Raw genomic sequence first — 25279 nt, forward strand, 5'->3', positions numbered from 1 at the left:
CAATCGAAAGCAGTTATATCCAATGCTATTTTTTCGATGCCGCAATTGTCGGTAGAGCCATTATCTACATCTTCTGCTTTGATCGTGGCTTTGCCTGTTGCATCAAGCTGCACGGTAATGGCCTTTGTCTTAACAATTGGTGCGGTGTCATCTTTTACAACCACCTGCTGGGTCTGCGAACTAGAGTTTCCTGCCGCATCAGTATAGGTCCAGGTGATGGTGTAGGTCCCCTGTGCTGTATATGAGAGCAGATCAGTGGTTTTACCTGCAACTGTACCTGACACGTTATCTTCAGCGCTTGGCACGGCTGTAACTGTCGCTCCACACTGGCCCGTTATAGTTGGCAATGTAGCTATAGTTGGCACCGGTGCCTCCTTATCCTGCACAGTAACTACTTGCGTAGCTGTAGCTTTATGACCAGACGCATCGGTTACCGTCCAGGTTACGGTTGTTTTACCTAACGAGAAAGTAGCCGGTGCATCATTTGTTACACTAACATCGGAGCAGTTATCGGCTATAGTTGGTGTGCCCAGTACAACGCCTGAAGCGGTACTCTTTCCTGCATCCGTATTCACTACAACAGCAGCCGGCGCGGTAATGGTAGGCTTGATCGGGTCAACGATAGTTACCACGGCCGTTGCCGTTTCGCTGTTGCCATTCACATCCGTCACAGTCAGTGTAACGGTTTTGGTACCTAGATCAGCGCAGGTAAATTCGGTCTGACTTAAGCTATAGCCATCTGCAGCAATTGAACAGTTGTCGGTAGAGCCATTGTCTACATCTTCTGCTTTGATCGTAGCATTACCATTAGCATACAGGTTAACGGTTATGTTTTTGGTAACCACAGTTGGTTTCTGGGTATCAGTTACAGTTACATCGAAGCTTATAGTTGCTATGTTACCGGCAGCATCAGTCGCTGTAAACGTGTTAGTGGTTTTACCTACCGGGAACAGAGATCCTGAAGGAAGACCTGCTGTTTGGGTAATGGTAACTGTTTCGTTCTTCCAGGAGATAACAGCTATTCCATGGCCTGAACGCCCTACCATTTCGCCTCCCTCTGGATTAGGCATAGTTGCATTTCCTGCAATAAGTTGAGCATCGGTCATGTAATATTCAGCAGTTGGAGTGTAATCAGCTGGCTTGAATGAATCAGCTGTTAAAACATAGCCAGAACCACCCGAAGATGTTGGCCAGCTTGTAACCCCACCGTACCAGCCACCACCAGCTCCACCGTTAGCCCAGTCATCGCTACCTGCTGCGCCACCGTTCCAGCCTCCAACGGAGCCAGAATTCCCCATATTATTAGGATTTGCAAAGCCAAAAGAGCCGATTACAACACTATTGTAGTCCTCGGTCGATGTTCCTCCATTGGTCTGACCAGAACCTGTTATGGTAAAGCCCTGTGTAGAAAATGAAGGAGCGTTTAAGCCTCCACCGTCGTTCCCGACATAGCCCGATGATGCCCCCTCATAGTTTTCACCATGTCTGCCGCCGCCCCCGCCGGCAACGATGATTCGAGAATATAAGCCGTCACTGTTATTCCAGGCTCCATTTATTAATCTGATGTCCGTAGCACCGCCACCACCTGTTGATGCCCAAGAGGAGTTGGTGCTTCCTGTACCCTGACCACCAACATAAATGTAAAGGGTTGTGCCAGCTGTTAATGTAACTTCTCCTTTAGAATATCCCCCTCTGCCACCAAATTGATTTGGCACCTTCAAGTCGTTGCCACCCTGAGCACCCCACGTTTCCAGGGTGTACTTACCAGTAACTGGTACTGTAAACGTTTGAACACTGCCTGTAAAGTTGAAAGTCTTTTTGTTGTCTTCTCCTGAACCAACACAATTATCTGTAGCAGTTGGCATGGTATAAGTAACTACAGCCCCACACTTATCTGCGTCATTGTTTTTAGTGATGGAAGCTACAGCTGCAAACACAGGCTTTGTCTCATCCTTAACTACAACCTGTTGTGTTTGTGTTGAGGTTAAGCCTTCCTTATCTCTGTATGTCCAAGTAATGGTATAATTACCTTGTTCTTTGTAGCTTAGCGGATCAGTTGTTGTTCCTGTAATTACACCATCGTTATCATCGTTGGCTGTAGGAGCAGTTACCGTAACTGCACATTCTCCTGTTAAAGTCGGCAACGCTGCCAGGGCAGGTACCGGTGCTTTGTTTGGTTCAACTATAGTTACATTTACAGTAGCTGTGTTTGAAACCTCGGCACCATTGCTTACCTTATAGGAGAATGCATCTGTGCCAACTAGATTAGCCGCTGGAGTATATGTAAATGCTCCTGTGGCTGCATTGCCAATAGTAAGCGTTCCGTTGACAGGTGCTGTAACTATAGAATAGGTAAGTGGATCTCCACTCACATCCCTCGCAGTTAAAAATCCAATATAAGCCTCATCCTTTAAAGTAGTGACCTCCCCCGCATTTAAGCTTGACCAAGCGGTAGATAACCCCATATCCTTGATAATGCCGTGATTGGCGTTCGGGGTTGCATCGTAGGCTATCGTTCCAGATGTTTCGTTAAAGCGCCAGAAACCTGCGAGACCTGCTTCGTTACCGTTCAGAGTGGTGACAGCAAGCGATTTTATTTCTTCAACAGTTAACGCCTTTTTCCAAAGCGATACGTTATCAATCTGACCGTCTGCGAAGGCTCCGTCAACGTTCATAAAGGTACCAATGCGAATAGGTGCGCCGGATGCAGAAGAAGTATAGTTTACTGTTCCTGACCCAACCAGCTTACCATTCGCATAAATTTCCATTCTGCGCTGGCCACTAACATTGCGTCTTACAGTTGTAACATGTACCCACTCCCCAACTTCATAAGCTTTTTCAGTAGCAATCCAGGTCCATCCATAGCCGTGTTTGTCGATTCCGTAAGTAAATACGCCATTCTCAGCAGTAAGCCAGAACTGCATATCACCACCACCGCCCGATGGCCTATTAAAAAGGCCGGCAGCAGCCATGCTATTTGCCTTAAACCATAGCGAAACGGTAAATTCTGTTTCGGAATCGAACTGATTGGAAGCTTGAGACGGAATTTCTACGTAGTCGTTTACCCCGTCGAAATGCAAGCCGTTAAGGTAAACGGCAATTGGTTGTGATTTTGGTTCATAAACAAGGGAAGGTAAATTACTATTCCCCGCCCCGTCAAGCTTAAAATAATACCGACCTTCAGTTACAGAAGAAGTAGGTTTTAAAACCCATTCAAATTCTTTAACATTTGTCTGATTTTTAAATGCAAAATAATCAACAGGAGACCCACTGTTTATTACCTGCCCTGGCATGTAAGTTTCACCAGTATTTGTCAATTGTTGCGTAGTTGGCGTACCACTTGGTACATATGCACCAGCGTCCATTACAAAATGCTCGTTAGCTGTACTTGTCGCTGATATTTTAATAAATGGCCCATCGACACTTTCTGAATAACTCAATCGGTTTTCTAGAAAAATATTGTGCTCATTACTAAAATTAACGTCAGCCAGAGTATGAATTTTAAGCCTCAACCTGATGGCCTCATCTGTATTGGTGATCTTAATCTCTTCATTCTCTGCACCTTTCCAGGTAGCAGACGTTTCAGATCCATCGTCGTTTCTCCAACGCCAGCTACTGTGGTTCAGAAATGGACCAGCTACCGCATCAAAGAGCAGGCAACTAAAGAAAAAAAACAGTAAAAGTTTTTTCATTTGAATTGGGCTAAAAAGTTGTTGGTTTATTGGTTATATAGTTGGGCTTTGTGATTTTCAACTTCGTAACACTCTAGTCTGGAACAGGCTAAAAATCAGGCTCTTGTTATAAAAACTTATCAACAGTAACAATGCTGTCGCTAAAAAAATAGCATATATAAAATAGTGGTAATTAAGCGCCGCGACCTGGTTAGGGAATACATCTACCTGTTGCACACTACTCTGGTCAGATTGATATTGAGCTCCTATTTCCCCGTTTGCACGTATCACACCGGAAATGCCCCTGTTATTGTTGATAACCAAGTCTTTTCTTGATTCTATAGCTCTTAACCTGCTATTGTAAAAATGTTGCCGGGTTATAAAGGAGTCTGAAAACCAGCCGTCGTTACCTAAATTAATGAGGAAAGAAATCTGATCAGTTGGGTATCTGTTAAGTAAGGCCGGAACAGCTGACTCGTTGCAGAGCAATACTCCTGCTTTGCCCCAGGGAGTTTTCATAGCCTGTTGTCTTTGCCCTTGCTGAACAATAAGTCCGCTACCAGCCAGAAAAGGAAGAATGATATTACCACTATTACTAAAAAGCGGAGATTCAACAAGCGAGAGGAGCTCTCCTTTATCGTAGCGGTCTAGCACGGCACCAGTTGGGGTAAAGAGATAAGCTGAATTGTAGACTGCATTACTAGCCTCCGCAATACTAGTGCTCATACCCAGTAAAAAATGGGTATTATTATCAGCTGTGGTTTTAGCAACTTCTTTCAGAAAGTCGTCTTCATTACTATAGGTCCAGGGGATAACAGTTTCAGACCAAAGGATAAGATCTGAATTGACCGCTGCTGCCTGCCTGTTTAGAGTGAGCAGGTTCTGGATCAAAGCATTTCCATTTTGTTCGTTCCAGACTGTTTCAGGAGACATGGAGGCGAGAATAAGTGCCACACTTACTTTAGGTTTACTTTGTGCGACTACCTGTTGCGAACTATAATTGTAGAGTAAACTCCCGGCAATAAAGTGAGCTGATACAATAAGAGCAGGAATCAGAGCTAGTCTCCAGGCTTTCTTATGAAATGCATAACTAAGGGTAAAATTGACAAGCACAACCAGAAACGACAAGATGTACACACCGCCTACCGCTGCTGGCTGCGCCAAGAATAAATGACTGGCCTGAGTAATACCAATACTATAACTCATCCAGGGCATACCCGCAAACAGCACTGCACGAAGCCATTCAACTATAACCCAAACTGAAGCAAATAGGAAGGCATTACCCCATGCATGTAATACAGCAGAATCCGAAAACTTAACTCTGGAGTAAATGAAGAACTGAAGCGCGTAGATACTGCCAATTATAGTTGCTGCAAGTAACCAGCAGATAATACCTAACACAATACTACTCTGCGCATATTGATATATGGCAGCAACCATCCAATAATTTAGAATACCTGCTGATACAACTCCAAAGACAAACCCCTTATAAAGAGCCTGTTTTGATTGAGTTATGTTGAAAAAAGAAAGGAATAGAAAACTGAGTGCAAACCATGCTATAGTATAGTTTACATACATCAAAGAAAGACTAATGAGTATTGCCGATACAACTACAAGCGCATAACTATAAGATGCTGAAGATTTCCGTAAGTGTGCTAAAATCGTCTTCCAAATATGCATGGTTTTTCAGCCCTACTTACAAAGAGTACAGTAATTTGCCTCGTAAGAAAAGGGTAAAAGTTTGGCTAATAGTTGATAATTAAAAATTGCAAATACTACTCCATCGAAAAGCAGGAGCTACTCATGATCATAGCTTTGTATAGTTGGGCAGGAGGCAGAAATTAAGAAAGGGTAAGTATTTTGCACCAATAAAAACAAACTCAAAAACTCAGACTGTTTTCGACAGTACACAAACCCAAAATAAACACCTGAAGGCAAGTCAGATTCTAAAAGCTAATTCTTTGAAAACCTTACTTTTACAGGCATTTATTTCATTCCGCAAGTTACAAGTTGTGCTTGCGTCTTTCCTATAAGGGTTTGGACTAATTTGTCTCCGTTTTAAAAACAAGACAAATTAAAAGCTTAAACTGCTGCTCATATTAAAACGGGGATCATGAACTAATGCTCTCAAACTATATTGGATAGGATATTAAACTATAAACATTAGCATGTAAAAGCCTTATGTGGTGAACAGCCAAAACATTGAATCTGAAGACCAGACCTATGTAATCCACGGCGTCTATACCCTGCTCACGAAACTGGAAAATAAAGCAGAAGAGTAAGTTATATCATAAAAGTGTCCGAACATGGCCGCTATAGATTCCAAAGCATATATAGTATACAGACAGTTTACAGACAGAAGTTGATGCAGCTTTTTGTACCATCGGGTAGCTGATGCCAAAGAAGTGCATGCCATTGCAAAAATGTTTCGGGAACTGGGCGAAATTGAGCAAGAGCATGTCACCCAAATGGCGGAAAAGCTGCTTCAGGATGGCATAAATACCACTGTGCCACCTCCCTCCTGGCGTGTCCGCACCCTCGACCGCATTGGCAAGTTACTGGGTTACGGTTTTAGTATTGGTGTGATAATGAACACCGATAGAAGTATAGCAACTGCCCAACTGACTCAGAATAAAAAAAGCCCGCCGGGTTTGCTTTATTTATTAACCTGGATGAACTGCAGTATAAAAGAAAAGCACTTGACTTTCAACACAAAAAACCACAACACATGATCCTTCCCGCCCCTGCTGTAAACAGTTTAGCCGTTGGCAAACTATAGCAAGCCCGTAAAAGGATAAGCAGCGAAACTATAGTTAAAAAATGAGCAGGGCACTAACACCTCCTGACCTGATTCCGGGTTGAGGCCTAAGCAACAACTTTTCTTTACGTATCTTCAGCTTTTGATCCAGCACGTTGTAGAGATAGAGGGTTCCCTTAGCTGACACATACCCTATCAGAGCGCCAGCCAACACATCCGTTGTCCAGTGGGCGTTATCGTTAATGCGCGAGAGCCCTACCAACGTAGCAATGCCATACGCTATGGGCGGAACGGCGGGATGCTCGTAACGGTAAACAGATGCCACAGAAGTTGCCACAGCAAACGCAGTTGTGGTATGGGAAGACGGCAGGGAGGTATGAATAGTACTTTGAAATGGGCCATCAAAAAAATGATTATCTTCCCCAGTACTAGGTCTGTGCCGGTGAAACTGATGCTTTAGTCCTTCTGTAATTCCGGCGCTCAACATAATACTGCCTGCCGCTAGCATACCAGCTTTTTCCAGCTTTTTATCTTTGATCAATATGCCAATCGCCATCGCTGTTCCGGTAACTGGTAGCATATAATGCTGCCGACCCAGGGGCTCTACCACGGTCGCAATCTTATCCCCTACCTGCGACCTGTGAGAAAACATAAACCGCTGAGCCGGCTCATCCACCCAGGCAAAAGTTGCTATCCAGGCCCCCACACCTGCAACTATAAGGGCTCCATTTTTCAAAGCCGATGCTTTCGGCACGCTACCCTGTGGCAACTGTACCGGAAGTATCTGTTGTAAGGTATCCACACTATGACCATAACCCACTGTATCTGTAGTTCCTGACGGCACCTGAGCATGCGCCTCCTGAACGATAAATAGCAGAAAACAAAGAAATAAACGATACCTGCTGCTAAAAAGAAAAACCAGTTTCATAGGACTGTAGTTTCAGAAAGAATAAGTACTGTTTATCTGCTACCTGGTATGGTAAAGCCCAGGTCCGCACTGATGATAAAGGCCCTAAGGCCATCGCTGCGCCAATAGTTGCCACCCCGCACTTCTATGCTTTTAAACTGTGTGGTGTTACTGGAAAAAGGAAGTCCGAAATGGGTGATGCCTTCCAGCGGAGAATAGCGCACGCCAAGCCCAGCTTTGTGGCTGTTTATCCCTGCCAGATCATAGTCTGAAGTATAGAATTCTTCAGTTGAGGAATGCGTTTTGTAAGGAGCGAAATAATCCACAGCCGTTTGAGTGTGGTAGCGGTAGAAGGGGTAAAACGAAAAGAACGGCCCTATCTTGATCGGCGTTTCGAGTTCTACAGTATTTGCTGTCATGCCCCAGCTATCGGTATAAAACCGGTAAAAGAAACGCATGGTCAGATAATCGGAGGTATAATAGTTTATCCGCAGTCCAACCGGATATTTGTAACGACTATCGGGCAGGCGCTCAATATCAGGGAGTTCCTGGTCAGTAAAATAGACCCTGTGAAAAGGCGTGGAAAGTAAACCAGTCTGGTACACAATATCAGAGGAAAGAGCTGCCTGCATTTTCTGGTTTAAGACCTGCGACAAGGTGGCGGACAAACTATAGGATTGCCGCTTGTCCTCGCTCAGTAGCTCGCCCTGGCTGCGCAGCTCTATCGGGTAAATTAGCGACCAGGTATCAAAAAAGGCCAGTGCGCCCAGGCTCAGCTCACGGTTCCCATCCTTCGAAAGGATAGCCCAATTCACCCCTACCGACAGCGACCGATAATCGTACTCGGTAGAGCCGCCAATGGTGATGCCTTTTATCGTGCGGCGGGCATTGTTGCGGCGGCTGATACCTACGTTCAGATGCGTACGGGTATCTGATTTAGAGGCACTGGAAACATTATAGTCTATCTTGTCAGTAGAAGCTGAACTATAGAAATCCATCCCGAAGTTCACGTTCAGGTTGGTCACCGTATCCAGCGGCACATTCACAATTATAGTTGGGGTGACATCGGTCAGTTCTTCGGTGCCTACCCCACCTGTTACCGGCGAGTGCTCGCCGGTCTGGCTATAGTAGCTGCCCAGTATATTTACCTCCGTTGGCGACAGTTCGCGGGTTCTGCGGCCTTTGGCAGTTGTGGTGGAAGTAGTCTGAGCCATAGTTGCCGTGGCCACCGAGCAGGCAACCATCAGACCGATAAACTTTAATTGCATCCGCAGCCCCCTCCCATTTTACCTCCGGTCGCGCCGGATGCCCCTTCCCGGTAACTTTCAAAATTCATTTCAAAGGTCTGCACCTTGCGGGCGCTCAGCTGCATCTCTTCTTCGTTTAAGTACGTTTTCTGATACGGCTTTACGGTTTCACAGCTGCTCAGCAAACCAACTATAAGCAGGCAGGTACAGGCAAATAAGGATCTTAGATGTGTTTTCATAGTTTATGGCTTCGGGCTGCCTGTTTTGTTCTCTTTCTCAGGCGATTTCCTGTTTTGGTAAAAATGCAGGCTAAGGTTGTCAGAAGCGAGCATTTCATCTTTATCCGTTATCAGCAGGCACTCCACTCCTTTCAGTTGGTTAATGAAGTATAAGCCATCTTCGGGGCCCAGTACATAGGTGGCGGTTGTCAGGGCATCAGCCAGCTCGGCATCGGGACAAATGATGGTCACGCTTTTCAGGCCGGTGGCAGGATACCCGGTCCGGGGATCGATGATGTGGCCGTAGCGCTTACCATCAACTTCTGCATATTTCTCATAATCGCCGGAGGTAACGATAGCTGTTTCGCTGGCCGTTAGCCAGCTGAATACTTTGTCTTTTTCGGCAGGGTCGGCAATGCCCACGAACCAGGGCTGACCGTCAGGTTGTTTTCCCCAGGTAATCATGTCGCCGGCTGCATTTACTACCCCGGCCTTAATGCCCATTTTGCGCATCACGTCGCGGGCACGGTTGGCGGCGTAGCCTTTTCCAATTGCTCCAAACCCGATCTTCATTTCCGGATCGTCTAGAAAGACGCTATAGTTTGCAGGATTGAGTTTGATACGCTGATACCCGATGTGCTTGACAGAAGCGGCCACTTCTTCAGGTGAAGGCATTTTAGTCATCGTGCCATCAAATTTCCATAGTTTGTAAGCAGCGGCAAATGAAATATCAAAAGCCCCGTCAGTGAGTTTGGAGACTTTAATGCTTCTTTCAATAAGCTGATATAGTTCGGGATCGACGGAAACGGGCATAGAGCCTGCCGCCCGGTTAATGGCACTGGTCTGGCTGGTGGGCTGCCATTCGGAGATCAGGGCCTCAATGCGCTTAATTTCATTTACACCGACTTCAATGGCTTTATTTGCCAAATGCTCGTTTTCAGAAACAGCTACCAGCTCAAAACGGGTACCCATTAAAAGGAGCACCTTCTTGTGCGCTTTGGCAGAAGAAGGTGCTCCTTGGGCAATCGCCTGTGGCTGCATCAGCAGCAGGCAAACCATAAAAAGCAAGCGCAGGCGATGCAGCATAGGAAATAAGTTTATGTTAGTGGTGCAACAGTTTCTCGAGGTGTTGTACGTAAGCTTCAGGTCCTCCGGTTTTGTAGCCGGTCTTAGAAATTATTTTTCCATCTTCGTCAACCAGTACTACCAGTGGAAAGACACCCTCCGTGTTATACTTTTCAGCCAATAGCTCGTTGTGCTTCACTTGTTCGGCTGGCAACTGGTTTTTCTTGAATCTCGGAAAATCCAGCTCTAACAGCACCAGATTATCTTTGGCATATTTTGCGAAGGTGTCGGTGTTCCATACTTCTTTGTTGAGCAAAATGCAGGGCTTGCACCAGTCTGAACCGGCAAATACCATCAGGATAGGTTTGTGCGCCGTTTTTGCCTGTTTTATAGCTGCGTTGTATTCGTGCAGCCAGGCCTCGTGCCCGGCTATAGTTTGCGCCTGGCTCGCTGTGGAAACCATTACGGCAAAAAGAAAAACGAGTAGTGAAATACGCTTTTTAAACATAGCAGCAAAAATTAAAGTGAACATCCAGCAGTCCCTTAACTGCCATGCTTTTACAACTTTGCAAACAGCGGTATTGGTTCACTTGTGGGGTAGGAATGTTTCGCTAAACTATGTCGTCAAGAATGGTATAAGTATAACGCTGTTTTATGCCTAAAGTATATTTAGTGTCCTTTGTTTCTTTAGTTCTTTGCATCTCAATTTATACTTATCCTATAGTCTCTTTATTCTTGCTTTACAACGTGACTAGGGTGCAACGATTTGAGCAGTCAATAGATTTTGAGCAGTCAATAGATGTTATTAAAGCCAACTAGGCACTTTATCTCAACATTTAAAAACCTTTAAAGACTTCTCAAATACTACCAATTCCCAGTGAAAATGGGTCAATAATTCCATCTTTCGGTCTACTTCAATAAAAAAGCCGCTCCATATCAATTAGAGCGGCTTTTCGAACTCAATACATTTCCCCTTTATTTACACTTATCTAACTAAAAGTGGGGCAGGTTGTTTTATTCCACAATGTTTTAATCTTTTAAATTTCTGCTCCGCTCGTTTTGTATAAAATAATTGTCAACTTTTAAATACGACTCATTATTTACACGAAAAAAAGTCCATCCTATAGAATCAGGTAATTACTCTTCTACTTCAAATGAAAAACCTACCTCATCCTCTCCTCTACCTGCTGTACCACTGAACCTTATCTTGGTATCAGAGATTAATGTAATTGCCAACCAAGCTTCCTCCTGACCATTATTCATTAAGATTAATTTCCCAGTACCCTTATCTATTTTCCATTGGTGGGCGCCACTACCATCGTTATTATAGCTTTTGTCAAATGATCCCGAGTTGCAATTATAAGTATGTTTTTCTGATTTAATATTTATTGCCAGGGTAGATGAACTGAAGGAAAACGTACCTTCTACAAATCTGGTTTTATCATAAACTCCAGCTGGATAACAAGTTTTGTTACCTAAATCTTTGAAATTAAATTGCTCCTCTCCGCCTACAACATAGGATGTGAGTTTCCATGGGCTTCCATTTATCAATCTAACCACTATGCCTAAAGTAGCTTTAAAGGTAACAGGAGCTCCACTTACTATGGTACCATCCCCTTTTTTGACAGTCGCTTCTACCGTTTGATCCGCAGCAGGCGATTGATGCATCTTCCAGGTTACTTCAGCCATACCTTGGGCATTGGTAATAGTTTTGGCTGCACTCAATGTACCATTTCCTGATTTAACAGTCCATTCCACTTCTATGTCCTTTAGAGCATTTCCATCTGCATCTACCACTTTCACTTTTAATGGCTTCGCTAAAACCTTACCTGGTTCACCTTCCTGGTTGTTTCCATCTACCAGGGAAATAGTATGTGGTTGTGTAGGCCTGTATGTAGCAGTCACTTTTTTGGTAAGCAGCACCCCCAGGTTACTATCCGTAAATACAACATCAAAGCTGAATGGCTTATCCTGCAGGCCGGTAGCAGTTGTACTGGTAGCGACCAAGTTAAACTTGCCAGCTGCTGCGGGAGTAGCCGAGAGTTGAATCCTGGCATCCGAGATATTCTTAAAAGTGACTTTACCAGAGGGTAGTGGCAGCTCTTTCTTTGCAGCCTGCGTCTTAACCGGGTCTTTATATACCGGAAGGCTGGGACCAGTCCCTAAGAACCAACTTTTGATTTTATTGGTAGTTGCCAGAATGGTATTGTAGGCTTCCTGCATTTTGGCCAGGTACATAAAGGTAGTGGCAAAAAAAGCAACCGAAGAAGCAGCATCTGTTTTTACCAATGTTCGGTATTCTCCATTTAAGGTCAGTACTTTTGCTTTATCTTGGTTAAAAACGTTCTCGTCTTCTGCTGCCTGTCTACCACCTGGAGATACTGCTCCTACACGGTTACTGGAAAACTCTTCCAGAATTTTCTCTGCTACACCTTTCAACTGGGCTACTCTTTGGGCTTCTGTATGTGCCTTCACAAAAAAGCCAACACTTGTGGCCATACATGCTGCAGCTGCTACTTTATCATATAATAATGGGGAAGGGAGCATGGCTAACTGTGTGCCAAGAAATAAACTTGCAGAACCGGCTATCATGCTTTTGACAAAGCTCTTCCCTGTTCTGTAAATTTCTTCGCCGGCATCACTGCTGCTAGTTACACGATAGTTGCCCGGATCAGGCTCATCTAACCTAAATTCGCTTTCATTTGGTGTAATACTCTGAAGCATATACGCCAGCTTTAACTGTTCCTCAGCAGTTAGTTTTGCGAAGTTTTCTTTCACAACCTGCTTTTGCTGCTTCAATACTTCTATGTAAGCCGGATCCAATTGTATAATAGGATCATCTACATATGCTTGCAATTTTTGCGAAACAGCATCTAATTCAGTTGAAAAGGCATTGGCCACAGCTACCGGGTCAGTTATAGTAGTATAAGCTCCTACTGTCAAATCAAGTTGTTTATTGATCCCTATTCCACTGTAATCAACCAGTACATTTCCGGAAGCAATGACAGGCATGATAAAAAGTACCTGGTTGGAATCTCCGGCAAAAACCTGTACATCCACATTCCCTACTCTAATCATAGAAGCAGAAGTAACCACAGGTTTATCTGTTGCCTGAGAAATCACGATCTGTCCCGGAGTAGCAGATTTAGTAAGAAGTAAGATAGATTGCTTTGCATCCGGCGACGGTTCTTCAGAAGAGCTACATGCCACTACAAAGAAAATGGTTAAGAAAAAGAGTATGATTCTTTTCATCCACTAAGAATTAAGGGTGAATTTGATATAAAAAGGGGTGAGTTATGCTATGTTACACTTACTATTGATACATCAAAGGTACTTTTAATTCTTACCTACTTCCTATACCTAAAACTGGGTATTATATTCTAAAAACTTCTTAAAACACTGAATATTAAGCATCCGCAATTTTAAGATTTACTATAAGATTGGGATATGAGGTAAAGATTTCATTCTATAAGTAAATAGCTTATTATGGCTTGTAATTAGAATCATTTCAAGTTCAGGTACACAATCTAGAACTATGAATTTAACATGCTTTCTAAAGTTGGAAATTGCTTCGACTTCATACTTATTAAAGATGAGAATCAGGTACTACATGCTACTCTGTGCGCTTTAATAGCTAATCTCCTATCCCAAATATTCGCCTACAACTGCCAAATCCCTATTAAATGGTTCGATAATTCAATCCTTTGGTCTACTAAAAGGGAAAAGCGATCATTCTGATCGCTTTTCCCTTTTTCTTTTTCTACTAAAAACTGCTGCACAAGGCTGCAAAGGGCAAAAAAGCTATTCCCACACATTGTTCGATAATCCTCTAATCTACAATAGTCTATTGCTTCACTACCTACATTGGCTCTGAAATTTGCAGACCTAAGCAATGGTATTGTTATTGTGAACAATGCTCCATTTCCCTGCATCAATATTTCATTTGTAAAGCCTAGGAGCACATTCCCCATACCAAAAATATCTAATGTAAAGTAAGAACGGGTTAAATGAAGAATAGTCTAATGTCCGTTTTTCAGTTACACAATAACATTAATTTATAATTACCCTTTTAGATTTCTTCCACAACAACTGCTTCTCTGCTGTTAATTAAAGTACGTTGCCTTAATATATAGTCATTTATAGTGTGCCTGAAAACAATGAGTTTATAAACATTAAATTTGGTACTACTCTATTAAAATTATTCAGCACGATCTTATCTTTGTAAACTTTAAAATCAGGCTATTGAACTTTCAAATCCGCCTGATACTTCTATCAAAGTAAAAAGTTTATTTATTCTCTATACCCGACACGTACTTGCAAAAAATTTACACCTCCCGTCTAGCTTTTTGCTTATTTTTCTTATTTGTAGCGTTTAGCGCAGAAGCCCAGCAACAGTCCAATACAGATCACATTATACCGTATTCGACTGACAACACACATCTTACCATATGGAATGGAGAACAATATGTCCCTCTTTTTATAAAAGGTATCAATATGGGGATCGCAAAACCCGGAACTTTTCCGGGAGAACTGGCAGCAAGCCGTGCGGATTATGGGCGGTGGTTTGATTTGATACGTGCTGCCGGCTTTAATACCATTCGGTTGTACACCCTGCACTACCCGCATTTCTACGAAGTGCTTGACTCTTTTAATCTCGCCAATCCACAGCATCCCCTTCTATTTTTTCAAGGAGTCTGGCTGGAAGAAGAAGTACCTGGCTATGACGAAGACTTGTATACTCTTAGTACATACTTTGAACAGGAGATCAAAGAAAATGTAGATGCGGTGCATGGTAATAAAGTGATAGCTTCCAGACCTGGAAAAGCTTATGGTTCTTATAAATCGGATGCCTCCCGATGGTTGCTAGGCTATATCATTGGGCGTGAAATTCACCCACCCGAAGTAGTACATACCAACGAGAGACATTTAACAAGTACCTCATTTCAGGGAACATACTTTTCTATTGCGAATGCTAGCGCAACTGAAACCTGGGCTGTTAAGCATCTGGATTTATTGTTAACCTGGGAGATGGACAACTATAAAACACAGCGCCCTGTCAGTTTTTCAAGTTGGCCTACTTTAGATCCCCTGCACCATCCTGGCGAAGAAAATCAGTATGAAGATTTGGTTTCGGTTGACCTTGCAAAAATAAATAAATCTAAGGCACAAGCTGGTTACTTTGCGAGTTACCATGCCTACCCCTATTATCCAGACTTTATGAGCCGGGATGCCGCCTACACCGGTACAACAGATTACCTGGGCCAGAACAGTTACCTGGGATATCTGAAAGCGTTAAAATCACACTATAAGAATATACCACTTATAATTGGCGAGTTTGGAGCGCCATCTAGTTGGGGAGTTGCGCATTATGCACAAAGCGGTATTCACCACGGGGGCATGGATGAGGCTACACAAGGGCAAAACAACCTTCGGATGCTCCGCAATATTGATGCAGCTGGTGGTGCAGGCGGTATTCAGTTTGCCTTAATGGATGAATGGTTCAAACGTACCTGGATAACGGACCCGATGGACTTTAACCCAGACAGACGCATACTATGGCACAATGTAACAGCTGCTGAACAAAATTTCGGGTTACTTGGCTTTAAAAAAGAAGGTGCTGTTACAAAACCGTGGGAGCAATTTTGTACCGGCTGCCCTGTAAAAGCAGTGGAAGCCGGTGCTGACTTTGCCTTTCTGAATCTGAAATTGTTGCTTGAAAAGCCCTTTGTAGTAAATGATACCCTTTGGATAGCACTCGATACATATGATGCTGACTTAGGCGAGCAAATCTTACCGAACGGAAAAAAGGTTAACAACAGGGCTGAGTTTTCTCTTATGATTACACAGGATAAAGCAGAGTTATATGTAACAGAAGCTTATGACTTATTTGGTATCTGGCATGGCACATCAGCATCAAAGCAGCTATTCCGCTCTATTGCAACCACCGGTGCACCCTGGAACATAGTACGCTGGCGCAACAATAACAATGATCAGGAGGTGCAGTACATCGGTCAGCTCCGTGTAAACCGGCTGGGTTTACCGCCAACCTCCATGGATGCTGTGACAATTAGAGACACTTCAATTGACATCAAACTGCCCTGGACATTACTGAACTTTACGGACCCTAGTTCATTAGCAGTCATGCACGATGACCGAGCTATCCCTGGAAGCCAGGAAAGGGTATCGGATGGGGTAGCGGTGACATTGTTTTACAAAGGTGAAAGTTATCCTACCGAAAGCAGGTTTAAATGGGATAACTGGAACAATGTCAGGACAGCAGTGGAGTATAAAAAAGCATCGTACGACATAGCACATCGGTATATGCGTTCTTTACCTGGAAACCCGGTCGCTAAACAAGACTTATACACGGTTCATGTGGATGAGTTACTTGAAGTAAAAGCAGCAAAGGGTGTTCTTCACAACGACCTCTCTCTTGATGGAAGTCCGATGGAAGCCGTATTGCATACTGGACCCAAACATGGCCAGCTCATACTATACCGGGATGGTGGATTTGTTTATCTGCCTGAAGAAGGTAAAACTGGTTTAGTAACCTTTACTTACACTATCCTAGCCGGTACGCACCAGTCGGAACCAGTAACAGTAAAACTATTCGTTGACGGAACACCTAGAGGAACGGGTTTTGCTACCCTCTACCCTAACCCAACTTCAGGTGAAGTACAAATAGAAGCAAAAGCTGTAGTCGATCGCCTAGAACTCTATAGTAATGTCGGTATGCTTTTACAAAAACAGCCTGTAAATGCCAAAGAAATAAAACTACAATTAGATAAGTTACCTTCGGGTATGTATATCATAAAGCTTTACTCTGGTAAAGAAAGCCTTACCAAAAAAGTTATTTTGATTCGTTAAGGTTGGTTAATTCCAAAGGAAGCATCGTGCATACGGTATACTAACTTTTTATCCAGAAAAGTAAACTTTATCATAGTACGTAATGAAGTCTGATAAAAAGGAGCTTACATAAACAGTAGAATTGTTATTAGACATTGGTGATTCTAATAACAATACTTTAAATCATATATTGAAAAGCTCAAATCGCCCTTAGGAATATGATATTACTTCTGTAGCCAGGCAATGTTAGTATTATGGCATTCAGGACTTATGCTTTTAACTATTCTTCTAAAGCCGCCAAATCCTTATAGATGAAATTCGATAATTTTATCATTTGGACTACACAGTAAAGTTATAAAGACCCGCTTATTTTGATAAATAAGCGGGTCTTTGTTTTTAGAGTAAAAAACATCAAATCTGCAACAGGCCACTACCAACAACTACTACAGCACGGGATATCTAGCCAGTGTGCTGACCGAAAAGTTTGGGAACTACGATACGGCTCTAATCCACTCAGGCCTCTTTATTTTTTCCGGGATACCTATTACCGCTCTCTTTCTATCAACAATTTTCAACGCTATCAGCAACATCTCTACGTTACAAGCGAAGACACCACTTATACCGGCAACCACGTCACTTGGCAGCTATACTACGATACACAAGGTGTGCCACTGTTTTACCACTACTAACATAGTACACACAACAGCAAAAACGCGGTATTTCCCTCCAGGTTTTAGCGGGTATTGATTTTTGGGTTTATTAACTCAAGTCTTTCTAAAAGGAGCTATTACAAGTTGTAACAGAGCTAGAACAAACTCCCATGCTTAGGTAACGGACGCCTTACATCAACCGTGTTTTGCGCTACAGAATTTACTAAGGTTGAGACAAGATATGCTTTTATGTCTGTGACCAGAAAAGGCTGCAATATATTGCGTAAGGTTTAGAAACCTTCATTTTTAGCCAGCCAGAATACTTCGCTTTCCGGATACAAGTTGACAGGCATCTGTTCATGTGTTGATTGTATCGGTTCGATTGCGTTCGTTGTAATGATGGTAGAGGTGTTCAGTATGGGTCTGTTTCATATCAATCCACTACTCTAAGAGCCCACCAAGGGAGAATAAGGCTTTGCTTATTAACAGAAACCGGTAAGGCACTTTCCCGGTCGTAGTTTTGCGCTATTCATAAAAGCCTTTAGCCGGCACCGTACAGAGCTTGTTAGAAATTAAATCTTGGAAGCTGGGATTTTCCAGTCCAACAGAACAGATTCTGTTATGTTAATCAGTCTCCCAGACACGGACTTTTATAGTTTAATCCCCCAGCTCAGTTGGCTCTTTGGTCGTTCCTTCAACTTCGCCAATTCCTGTGTCAGAATCTATCCGGTGCTTTGGATCGAACCGGTAAAATTCTTCATATCCTAGTTTTTCCACAGCTCTTGCACCGTTGGCTTTGATGTAGCCTACGGAAAGCGCGTAAGCTTCCCAGTCAGCTTTCAACTCGTTGAACTTAACCGGAAACTGTGCCGCCACATTGTTCTCTTCTTTAATATCTTCTTTCAGGTTGTACAAATGCCATTCATCGCCTTCTCCATAAGGTGGCGGCATAAAAATCAATTTCCATTCGCCTTTCATAACTGCTTTACATTCTGCTATTTCATAGCCTAATACATCAAACGCATTTCGTATGGGCTGTTTTGTTTCTTGCTGCAAGAATGGTTTCAGTGTAGTCCCATAGAGCGGTTTCATGCCCTTCTCGCTTGGATACCTGACATTGGCATAATCGAGTATAGTGGGCATGATATCTGTAACATGAAGCATTTCATTGGTGACCACACCCCGCTTATGCATGCGCCTGCCAGAAACGATGAGCGGTGTTTGGGTTCCCCCTTCATAGGTCGTAAGTTTAAAGTAAGCCAAAGGAGTATTAACTACTTCAGCCCAGGCACCGCCAATAGAAATAAACGAATTGATCTTGCCGTAGTTTTCCAAGCGGTTATCATACTCCCGGGCAACCGATTCCCTGGTATTTGGTGCATAAAAATGTGGCTCTTTGGGATTGGCACCATTATCAGACATAAAGAATATGATAGTGTCATCAAATTTGTTCAGGTCTTTTAATTTGGAGAATAATCGGCCCAGGTTCCAGTCTAGGTTCTCAATCATAGCGGCGTAAATCTCCATCTTCCTCGATTCTTCCATCCGCTCTCTCTCAGTCAGATCATCCCATTTTTTAAATTCTCCACTACCTTCGTTGGGAGTCAGATTATTGGGTACTAGCCCTAGTTCCTTCATCCGTTGCAGGCGCTGCTCCCGGATTGCATCATATCCCTTGTCATAGGTGCCCTTGTATTTATCCAGCCATGCATCCGGCACATGTAAAGGGTCATGAGGCGAAGTAAAAGCCAGGTAAGCAAAAAAAGGATTCCCATCTTCCTGCTTTGTTATGTATTGGATCATTTTATCAGTATAGTAATCAGAAGAGTAAAAATCTTCTGGTAAATCCTCTACTGTCTTTCCATCTTCCGAGTACTCAGTGTGTGGCTTCTCAAATTCACTCAGGGCACGCTGGTCGTTAAAATGACTGGCACCACCCCCTAAAAAAGAGAATGTTCGTTCGAAGCCCCTGGAATGGGGTCTTTTACCTTCCAGTTCACCTAAATGCCATTTACCCGCCATATAGGTATGGTAGCCGGCATCTTTCAGAATTTCAGGAATGGTCAGTACATCGTTATTCAAATAGCCTTCATAACCTGGCTGCATATATTGATTAGTAGAGTGTGCCGTCGGCATATTGCCTAAACCCGCATGATGGTTATCGCAGCCGGATAAGAGCATGGCCCGTGTTGGGGCACACAGCGCAGAAGTATGGAAATGCCGGAAGCAGGCACCGTTGTCTGCCAGCTGCTGCAGATTAGGTGTATGGATTTCGCCTCCGAAAGGCTGACAATCAGAGTAGCCCATGTCATCCACAACAACAAGCAAAAAATTTGGCTGGCCTTGTACACTCATATTGTTTTCAGATTTTATACAGCCTCGAGACCTTCTCTCTCCTGCTTTAACTATGGATTAAAAGCAGCAAATAAATTGAAGCCTGTATGCACACCCGCGGTAATTAAGTTATCAGTTAAGGAAAAATACTGCAGCGAATCAGGGGATTTATCCGCTATAAGAGAAAAGATTTGGACTACTTATTTAGTCAAATGCCAGAAACTATAGTTTAAGCTATTGCTCTTTAATGTTCGACTATGGTTCATTTACACCTACCCTCTATAACAATAAGCAATTTGACCATCTAAATTCTATACGAATGATTACCCTTAACGCCTATAGAAACAACACTAAAATTCAGTTACAGGCAGAGAAGCCAACCACAACTATAGGTTTCTTCCTTTGGATTTAGTTAGTAAAAAGGTTAATTAGGCTGTGCGTACAATTAACACGTATAAAAATTAATTTATTCTGCTCCTTCTCTTGTACCACTTGACGCCTTCGTACCAAACCACTGAAACGAAACCAGTAACTATAGCCAACAGCAATTGATTTCCGGCTAAGGGAACTAAGTTAAAAAAGCGGGCTAATGGTTCTACATACAGCAGCAACCCCGATAAAACTATAGTTATGCCAATAATCAACGGTACCAGGTTGTTCTTATATTTTAGGGTAGTAAGCACTGAATAGTAAAAAGAGCGGTTCACCAGCGTCAGGAAAATGTTGGCTGAGATAAGCACTGTAAAAACCATTGTGCGTGTAAGGGCTTCCTCATATCCTTGTTGTACGGTGAACTGGTACACTAATAGAGAACAAACTGTAATAACAAGCCCTTGAACGATACTGGTCGTCAGCTCCCTCCAGTTGAAAAAAGTCTGAGAAAATTTGCGTGGTTTCTGCTCCATGACATTTTTCTCAATTGGCTCGTTTTCGTAAATGATGGAACAGGTAGGGCCCATGATGAGCTCAAAATAAATAATGTGAACTGGCGAAAATATATTAGGAAACTTCCACCCCAGCACCAGCGGGACAAACACTGTTAAGATAATTGGGATATGAATGGATATGATGTATTGAATAGCTTTCTTGAGATTTGCGTAAATCTTTCTCCCCATTGTCACAGCGTCCACCATCTTACCCAGGTCGTCTTCCAGCAAAATGAGTGAAGCTGCCTGCTTAGCAATCTCAGATCCTTTCCGTCCCATGGCTATACCAATGTGAGCGGCTTTCAGAGCCGGTCCGTCATTAACACCGTCTCCAGTCATGGCAACTACCTGCTCTTTTGCCTTCAGGGCATTAATGATGCGGAGTTTAGCCTCCGGAAACATTCGGGTAAACACTTTTGTATTCATTACCCGTTCAGCCAATTCTTTCTCTGGAATGGAGACTAGTTCTTCCCCCGACATACTTTTCTCGTAGCCCCTAAAACCAACTTGCCGGGCAATAGCTGCAGTTGTAGCGGCATTATCCCCGGTAACAAGCTTCACATCGATCCCTGCAGCGTAAAAGGCTTCGAATACCTGCTGAATGCCATGCTTAGGTGGGTCATAGAACGCAACAAGGCCTTTAAATTTAAAGGGCAGCTCTTGTTGCCTACCTGGAAAATTATCTCCAGCCCAGGCTGCTGCTGCCACACCCAACACACGGTATCCTTCCCCAGCTAGCTTATGCATCACACTTTCCACTTCAGCTTTTTCACTAACTGATAATCCCTCCAACTTAATATATGCCTCGGGTGCACCTTTCGATGCTACAATGCGCAGACCATGGCTATTTTCAAATACATGAGTCATCATAGGAGGCTTTCCTCCCAGCGGGTATTCGTGCACCATGCGGTAATGGGGTCTTTCATCCGCAGCGGTCTGTCTTCTGTAGGCCTCATGAAGTGCCACTTCCATAGGGTCAAACGGAATTGGCTCGCTGGCCCACATAGCTATCCGAATAAGCTCCTTTTCGTTATCATCCAGGTTAACATCTAAACGAGAAACACGGTGAGAAGCTAACGCGAAGACCGTGTCAAGCTGCATGCGGTTCTCAGTGATAGTACCGGTTTTATCAGTACAAATAACCGTAGCGCTCCCCAGAGTTTCCACTGTTTTCATCTGTTTTACCACGATCCCTAGCCGCATCAGCCGCCAGGCCCCCAAGGCCATAAAGGTGGTAAAGGCTACTGGAATTTCTTCCGGCAGAATACTCATGGCTAAGGTAAGAGACTTGAGCAAGCTATCGAGCACGCTGTAACTATGGGAAAAGTTTATCGCCCACACAATCATAAGCACCGCAGCACCTAACAGCACCATTTTCCGGACGAAGTTATTGATCTGAATTTCCAGAGGCGTCACTTCCTCTGCAATGTCTTCGATACTCTTCCCGATCTTACCCAGTCTTGTATCGTTGCCTATTGCTGTAACCGTGGCTATGGCCAGACCACTGGCTACGGTCGTCCCCTGATAAACTATAGAATCTGGCTGATGCTGGTCTTTAAAAACTGCAAGAGACTCACCAGTCAGAATTGATTCATCTACCGAAAAATCATTTGCCTGCTGGATATGGCCGTCTGCCGCTATCAGCCCTCCTTCCTCAACCATCAGGCTGTCACCTACTACAACCTCTTCACTTTTGATTTCCTCAATACGACCATTCCGGATAACCTTACAGGTTGGCTGTGTGAAAGTACGTAGCTTTTCAAGGGCGCTGCGGCTTCTGGAGTCCTGGTATAGCGAAATAGCAGCTACCATTAAGATAGCAACAGCCAGAAAAATACTGTTGCCAGTGTCTCCACTTATCCAGTAAATGAGCGAAGCTGCTAATAATAAGACTACCATTGGTTCTTCAGCTAACCGTTTGATGGCTACCCAAAGTGCACTTTCCCTTCGCTGTTCCAATCGGTTCAGTCCGTACTTCGCTCTAGATGCAAGCACTTGTTCAGTGCTTAGGCCTTGCGTGTGCATGCGCTGTTCTGGTATTTGAGCTTCAGGCATGGGTTTGTGAGCTAGCATGGTTGTAATTGCAACTGTGAGGCTTATAGATAGCTGATTAATGTTGCCAAACAGTATATCCATCATACGCATCTGCCTCATTTTGTATACTAGCAGTAGTGGCATTAACCATACAGAACAGCAGGTCTTGCAACAGACTTGTCCTTACGGACAGGTTATGAACACCGCTCATAGAACTCCATCTGTTTTTCACAGAATAAAACAGATGATTAACGTAATACTTGGGCAGAAAGCAACTCCCTGCACCTACATGTGTATACTAAAGTAACATTGAAAGAAAGGCCCCCTAGAAGAGTTAAGCCATACATAACTCTATGATTGACTCTCGAATAACTTTGCAGCCTTATATGCTTAACTAGGCAAAAAGTAAATACACATCCAATCCCATGAGCACTTAGATTTCCAGTAAACACCTTTTAGCGCTCTATAAAGACAATCCAACTAAGTAAGTATCCCTCACAGACGTTTGTACTTTTTACCTTAATCGAGCAAACTATGAAGTATATTTTAAAAACATGGATGGTCTTCACACTGCTACTGGGCATGAACTACCATCCTCTCCTGGCGCAGGAAACAGATACGCTCCGAAAATATGAGCGGTCCCGGTCTGTTAGTCTGAGAGTACCGTTCTATAAATCTAAATTATTCAAAGCCTCTATAATACCGGCTATACTGATCGGGTATGGCGTGAGCACAATAAAGGACAATGGCATCTATTCAAGCTACGACATGCGGGATGATGTCTTACGCCATAATCCTGACTTTAATTCGGGGCTGGACAACGCCCTATTGCTGGCCCCTTATGTTGAGCTGGCAGTGGTAAACCTTCTTCAGGTAAAATCTAATAACGATTTTGTGAATACGGCACTGGTTACCCTTAAAGCAGAAGCCGTCATGGCAGTACTGGTTTTTGGATTAAAGGAAATAACAAACCTGGAAAGGCCGAATGGAGAAGATGATAAATCTATGCCCTCGGGACATACAGCGCAGGCTTTTCTGGCTGCCTCCATTGTTCATACAGAGCTTCGGCACCGGAGCCAATGGTATGGGATTGGGGCTTATGGCATCGCAACAAGCGTAGGCGCCCTAAGGGTACTAAAGAACAAGCACTGGCAGTCAGATGTGTTTGTAGGAGCTGGCATTGGCATCTTATCTTCCCACCTTTCTTACTTATCGCATCGCAATCGTTGGGGACGTAAACCCTTTACCCTCATTCCGACTTATAACGCCCATGCCGCTGGACTTGCCCTTTTTATCAACCTGGATGAATTACAGTACAAGCGAAAAGTACCAGCTACCCATGCGCCTGACTTTCGGCTGTCTTCCACAGCGACCACAGGAATGACTTTCCCGCTAAAAGCAAACTATAGCATGCCATAAAGGGGAATGTATACGCTACTTAAAAAATGAGCTGGGTACTCACGCCGCCTGCAGCTAAACCCGGTTGTGAAGTAACTTAAGGGTACTATTACCACTTGAAATGCCAACACATTACTAGATAAAAAAACTGTTTAGGTAGAGTATAGTAGCCCCTTACTAAGTTTTATCTCCTGGCAATCACCTCACTTGTTCTTACAAAAGTATAATACGCTATACCTATAGTTAAAAATAACGACAATATATTTATATGCCTGAGAAAAAGATCATAACAGTATTTGGCGCAACGGGTGCTCAGGGCGGCGGCGTTGCGCGGGCTATTTTACAGGATAGCGATAGTGCATTTGCAGTTCGTGCCGTTACCAGAAAGCCTGACTCAGACAAGGCAAAAGCGCTGGCTGCTATGGGTGCAGAAGTAGTGACAGCAGATATTGATGACAAAGAGAGTATGAAGCAGGCGCTGAAAGGTGCGTACGGAGCATACTTTGTTACCTTCTTCTGGGCTCACTTTTCTCCTGAAAAAGAATATGCAGAAGCAAAAAGCATGGCCGAGGCCGCTAAAGAGGCAGGCTTACAGCATGTAATTTGGTCTACATTAGAAGATACCCGCCAATGGGTACCCTTGGATGATAACCGGATGCCTACACTCCAGGGAAAATATAAGGTACCTCACTTCGATGCCAAAGGCGAAGCCGACCACTTCTTTACTGAATCAGGAGTTCCTACTACCTTTCTGAGGGCCTCCTTTTACTGGGATAACTTTATATACTTTGGCATGGGACCTAAAAAAGGAGAAGATGGGCAATATTACCTCACCTTGCCAATGGACGACAAAAAGATGGCAGGTATTGCCTCAGAAGACATTGGCAAGTGCGCCTATGGCATTTTTAAACGGGGCAAAGAATTGATAGGAAAAACTATCGGCGTGGCCGGCGATCAGCTGACAGGACAGGAAATGGCCCAGGCCATGTCCAAAGCACTGGGGCAAACGATCACCTACAACAGCATCTCGCCGGAAACCTACCGGGGACTGGGCTTTCCGGGGGCAGACGACCTGGGCAACATGTTCCAGTTTTACCGGGATTTTGACGAGGTTTGCAACAGCGCTCGGGACGTAAGCTTTTCAAAAGCCCTGAATCCTGAACTGAAATCTTTTGACACCTGGTTGGCTGAAAATGCACCGCGCATACCGCTTGAGTAAACTATA

General features: G+C 43.7%; 15 protein-coding genes. 4 read left to right on the forward strand and 11 right to left on the reverse strand.

The window, feature by feature from the left end; translation table 11 throughout:
- Window positions 1-3692 (reverse strand): glycine-rich protein (locus GXP69_RS15165; protein ID WP_163915941.1); only part of this gene is annotated, 3692 nt, incomplete at its 3' end.
- Window positions 3693-3749: 57 nt separating this feature from the next.
- The gene (gene lnt, locus GXP69_RS15170; RefSeq protein ID WP_163915942.1) at window positions 3750-5351 is read right to left on the reverse strand and encodes an apolipoprotein N-acyltransferase; all 1602 of its coding nucleotides are present in this window, start codon (window positions 5349-5351) and stop codon (window positions 3750-3752) included.
- 695 nt (window positions 5352-6046) lie between these two features.
- On the opposite strand from lnt, the gene GXP69_RS15175 reads away from it, so the two are divergent.
- Window positions 6047-6403, forward strand: a complete 357-nt coding sequence (locus tag GXP69_RS15175) for a ferritin family protein (protein ID WP_163915943.1) — start codon at window positions 6047-6049, stop codon at window positions 6401-6403.
- 81 nt (window positions 6404-6484) lie between these two features.
- Here GXP69_RS15175 and GXP69_RS15180 read toward each other — a convergent pair whose 3' ends face one another.
- The 6 genes from GXP69_RS15180 to GXP69_RS15205 form a co-directional block, all read right to left on the reverse strand.
- A complete protein-coding gene (locus GXP69_RS15180; protein WP_163915944.1) occupies window positions 6485-7357 on the reverse strand; it encodes a phosphatase PAP2 family protein in 873 nt (290 codons plus the stop codon).
- Between the two features lie 32 nt (window positions 7358-7389).
- A complete protein-coding gene (locus GXP69_RS15185; RefSeq protein ID WP_163915945.1) occupies window positions 7390-8604 on the reverse strand; it encodes a DUF3570 domain-containing protein in 1215 nt (404 codons plus the stop codon).
- Complete coding sequence (locus tag GXP69_RS15190; RefSeq protein WP_163915946.1) at window positions 8595-8822, reverse strand: DUF4266 domain-containing protein; 228 nt, start codon at window positions 8820-8822, stop codon at window positions 8595-8597. Before GXP69_RS15190 ends, GXP69_RS15185 begins: the two co-directional genes overlap by 10 nt.
- A gap of 3 nt (window positions 8823-8825) precedes the next feature.
- Window positions 8826-9887, reverse strand: coding sequence for an FAD:protein FMN transferase (locus tag GXP69_RS15195; protein WP_204282059.1), 1062 nt, complete (start codon window positions 9885-9887; stop codon window positions 8826-8828).
- Between the two features lie 16 nt (window positions 9888-9903).
- Window positions 9904-10329, reverse strand: a complete 426-nt coding sequence (locus tag GXP69_RS15200) for a thioredoxin family protein (RefSeq protein ID WP_235925755.1) — start codon at window positions 10327-10329, stop codon at window positions 9904-9906.
- A 674-nt stretch (window positions 10330-11003) separates the two neighbouring features.
- Window positions 11004-13118, reverse strand: coding sequence for an Ig-like domain-containing protein (locus GXP69_RS15205; protein WP_163915947.1), 2115 nt, complete (start codon window positions 13116-13118; stop codon window positions 11004-11006).
- A 1062-nt stretch (window positions 13119-14180) separates the two neighbouring features.
- Between GXP69_RS15205 and GXP69_RS15210 the strand changes: the two genes are divergently transcribed.
- A complete protein-coding gene (locus GXP69_RS15210; protein WP_163915948.1) occupies window positions 14181-16733 on the forward strand; it encodes a T9SS type A sorting domain-containing protein in 2553 nt (850 codons plus the stop codon).
- Between the two features lie 919 nt (window positions 16734-17652).
- Here GXP69_RS15210 and GXP69_RS19375 read toward each other — a convergent pair.
- The 3 genes from GXP69_RS19375 to GXP69_RS15220 all read right to left on the reverse strand — a co-directional run bounded on the left by GXP69_RS19375 (window position 17653) and on the right by GXP69_RS15220 (window position 22677).
- On the reverse strand, window positions 17653-17781 hold the full coding sequence (locus tag GXP69_RS19375) for an SOS response-associated peptidase family protein (RefSeq protein WP_394367364.1): 129 nt from the start codon (window positions 17779-17781) through the stop codon (window positions 17653-17655).
- Between the two features lie 238 nt (window positions 17782-18019).
- A complete protein-coding gene (locus GXP69_RS15215; protein ID WP_163915949.1) occupies window positions 18020-19717 on the reverse strand; it encodes an arylsulfatase in 1698 nt (565 codons plus the stop codon).
- Window positions 19718-20157: 440 nt separating this feature from the next.
- The gene (locus tag GXP69_RS15220) at window positions 20158-22677 is read right to left on the reverse strand and encodes a cation-translocating P-type ATPase (RefSeq protein ID WP_163915950.1); all 2520 of its coding nucleotides are present in this window, start codon (window positions 22675-22677) and stop codon (window positions 20158-20160) included.
- Between the two features lie 513 nt (window positions 22678-23190).
- Here GXP69_RS15220 and GXP69_RS15225 point away from each other — a divergent pair.
- Both GXP69_RS15225 and GXP69_RS15230 read left to right on the forward strand, forming a co-directional pair.
- Window positions 23191-24075 (forward strand): phosphatase PAP2 family protein, encoded by an 885-nt coding sequence (locus GXP69_RS15225; protein WP_163915951.1) that lies wholly within the window; start codon window positions 23191-23193, stop codon window positions 24073-24075.
- A 247-nt stretch (window positions 24076-24322) separates the two neighbouring features.
- The gene (locus tag GXP69_RS15230; RefSeq protein ID WP_163915952.1) at window positions 24323-25273 is read left to right on the forward strand and encodes an NmrA/HSCARG family protein; all 951 of its coding nucleotides are present in this window, start codon (window positions 24323-24325) and stop codon (window positions 25271-25273) included.
- Window positions 25274-25279: the final 6 nt, after the last annotated feature.

Source organism: Pontibacter burrus, from assembly GCF_010686685.1.
GTDB classification, from domain to species: domain Bacteria; phylum Bacteroidota; class Bacteroidia; order Cytophagales; family Hymenobacteraceae; genus Pontibacter; species Pontibacter burrus.

What these genes read in the sequence shown, in the direction of transcription:
- GXP69_RS15205 (WP_163915947.1), bottom strand. Translation starts at nt 13,118, where the DNA reads ATGAAAAGAATCATACTCTTTTTCTTAACCATTTTCTTTGTAGTGGCA.
- GXP69_RS15220 (WP_163915950.1), bottom strand. Translation starts at nt 22,677, where the DNA reads ATGCCTGAAGCTCAAATACCAGAACAGCGCATGCACACGCAAGGCCTA.
- GXP69_RS15180 (WP_163915944.1), bottom strand. Translation starts at nt 7,357, where the DNA reads ATGAAACTGGTTTTTCTTTTTAGCAGCAGGTATCGTTTATTTCTTTGT.
- lnt (WP_163915942.1), bottom strand. Translation starts at nt 5,351, where the DNA reads ATGCATATTTGGAAGACGATTTTAGCACACTTACGGAAATCTTCAGCA.
- GXP69_RS15195 (WP_204282059.1), bottom strand. Translation starts at nt 9,887, where the DNA reads ATGCTGCATCGCCTGCGCTTGCTTTTTATGGTTTGCCTGCTGCTGATG.
- GXP69_RS15190 (WP_163915946.1), bottom strand. Translation starts at nt 8,822, where the DNA reads ATGAAAACACATCTAAGATCCTTATTTGCCTGTACCTGCCTGCTTATA.
- GXP69_RS15200 (WP_235925755.1), bottom strand. Translation starts at nt 10,329, where the DNA reads ATGGTTTCCACAGCGAGCCAGGCGCAAACTATAGCCGGGCACGAGGCC.
- GXP69_RS15185 (WP_163915945.1), bottom strand. Translation starts at nt 8,604, where the DNA reads ATGCAATTAAAGTTTATCGGTCTGATGGTTGCCTGCTCGGTGGCCACG.
- GXP69_RS15225 (WP_163915951.1), top strand. Translation starts at nt 23,191, where the DNA reads ATGAAGTATATTTTAAAAACATGGATGGTCTTCACACTGCTACTGGGC.
- GXP69_RS15230 (WP_163915952.1), top strand. Translation starts at nt 24,323, where the DNA reads ATGCCTGAGAAAAAGATCATAACAGTATTTGGCGCAACGGGTGCTCAG.
- GXP69_RS15215 (WP_163915949.1), bottom strand. Translation starts at nt 19,717, where the DNA reads ATGAGTGTACAAGGCCAGCCAAATTTTTTGCTTGTTGTTGTGGATGAC.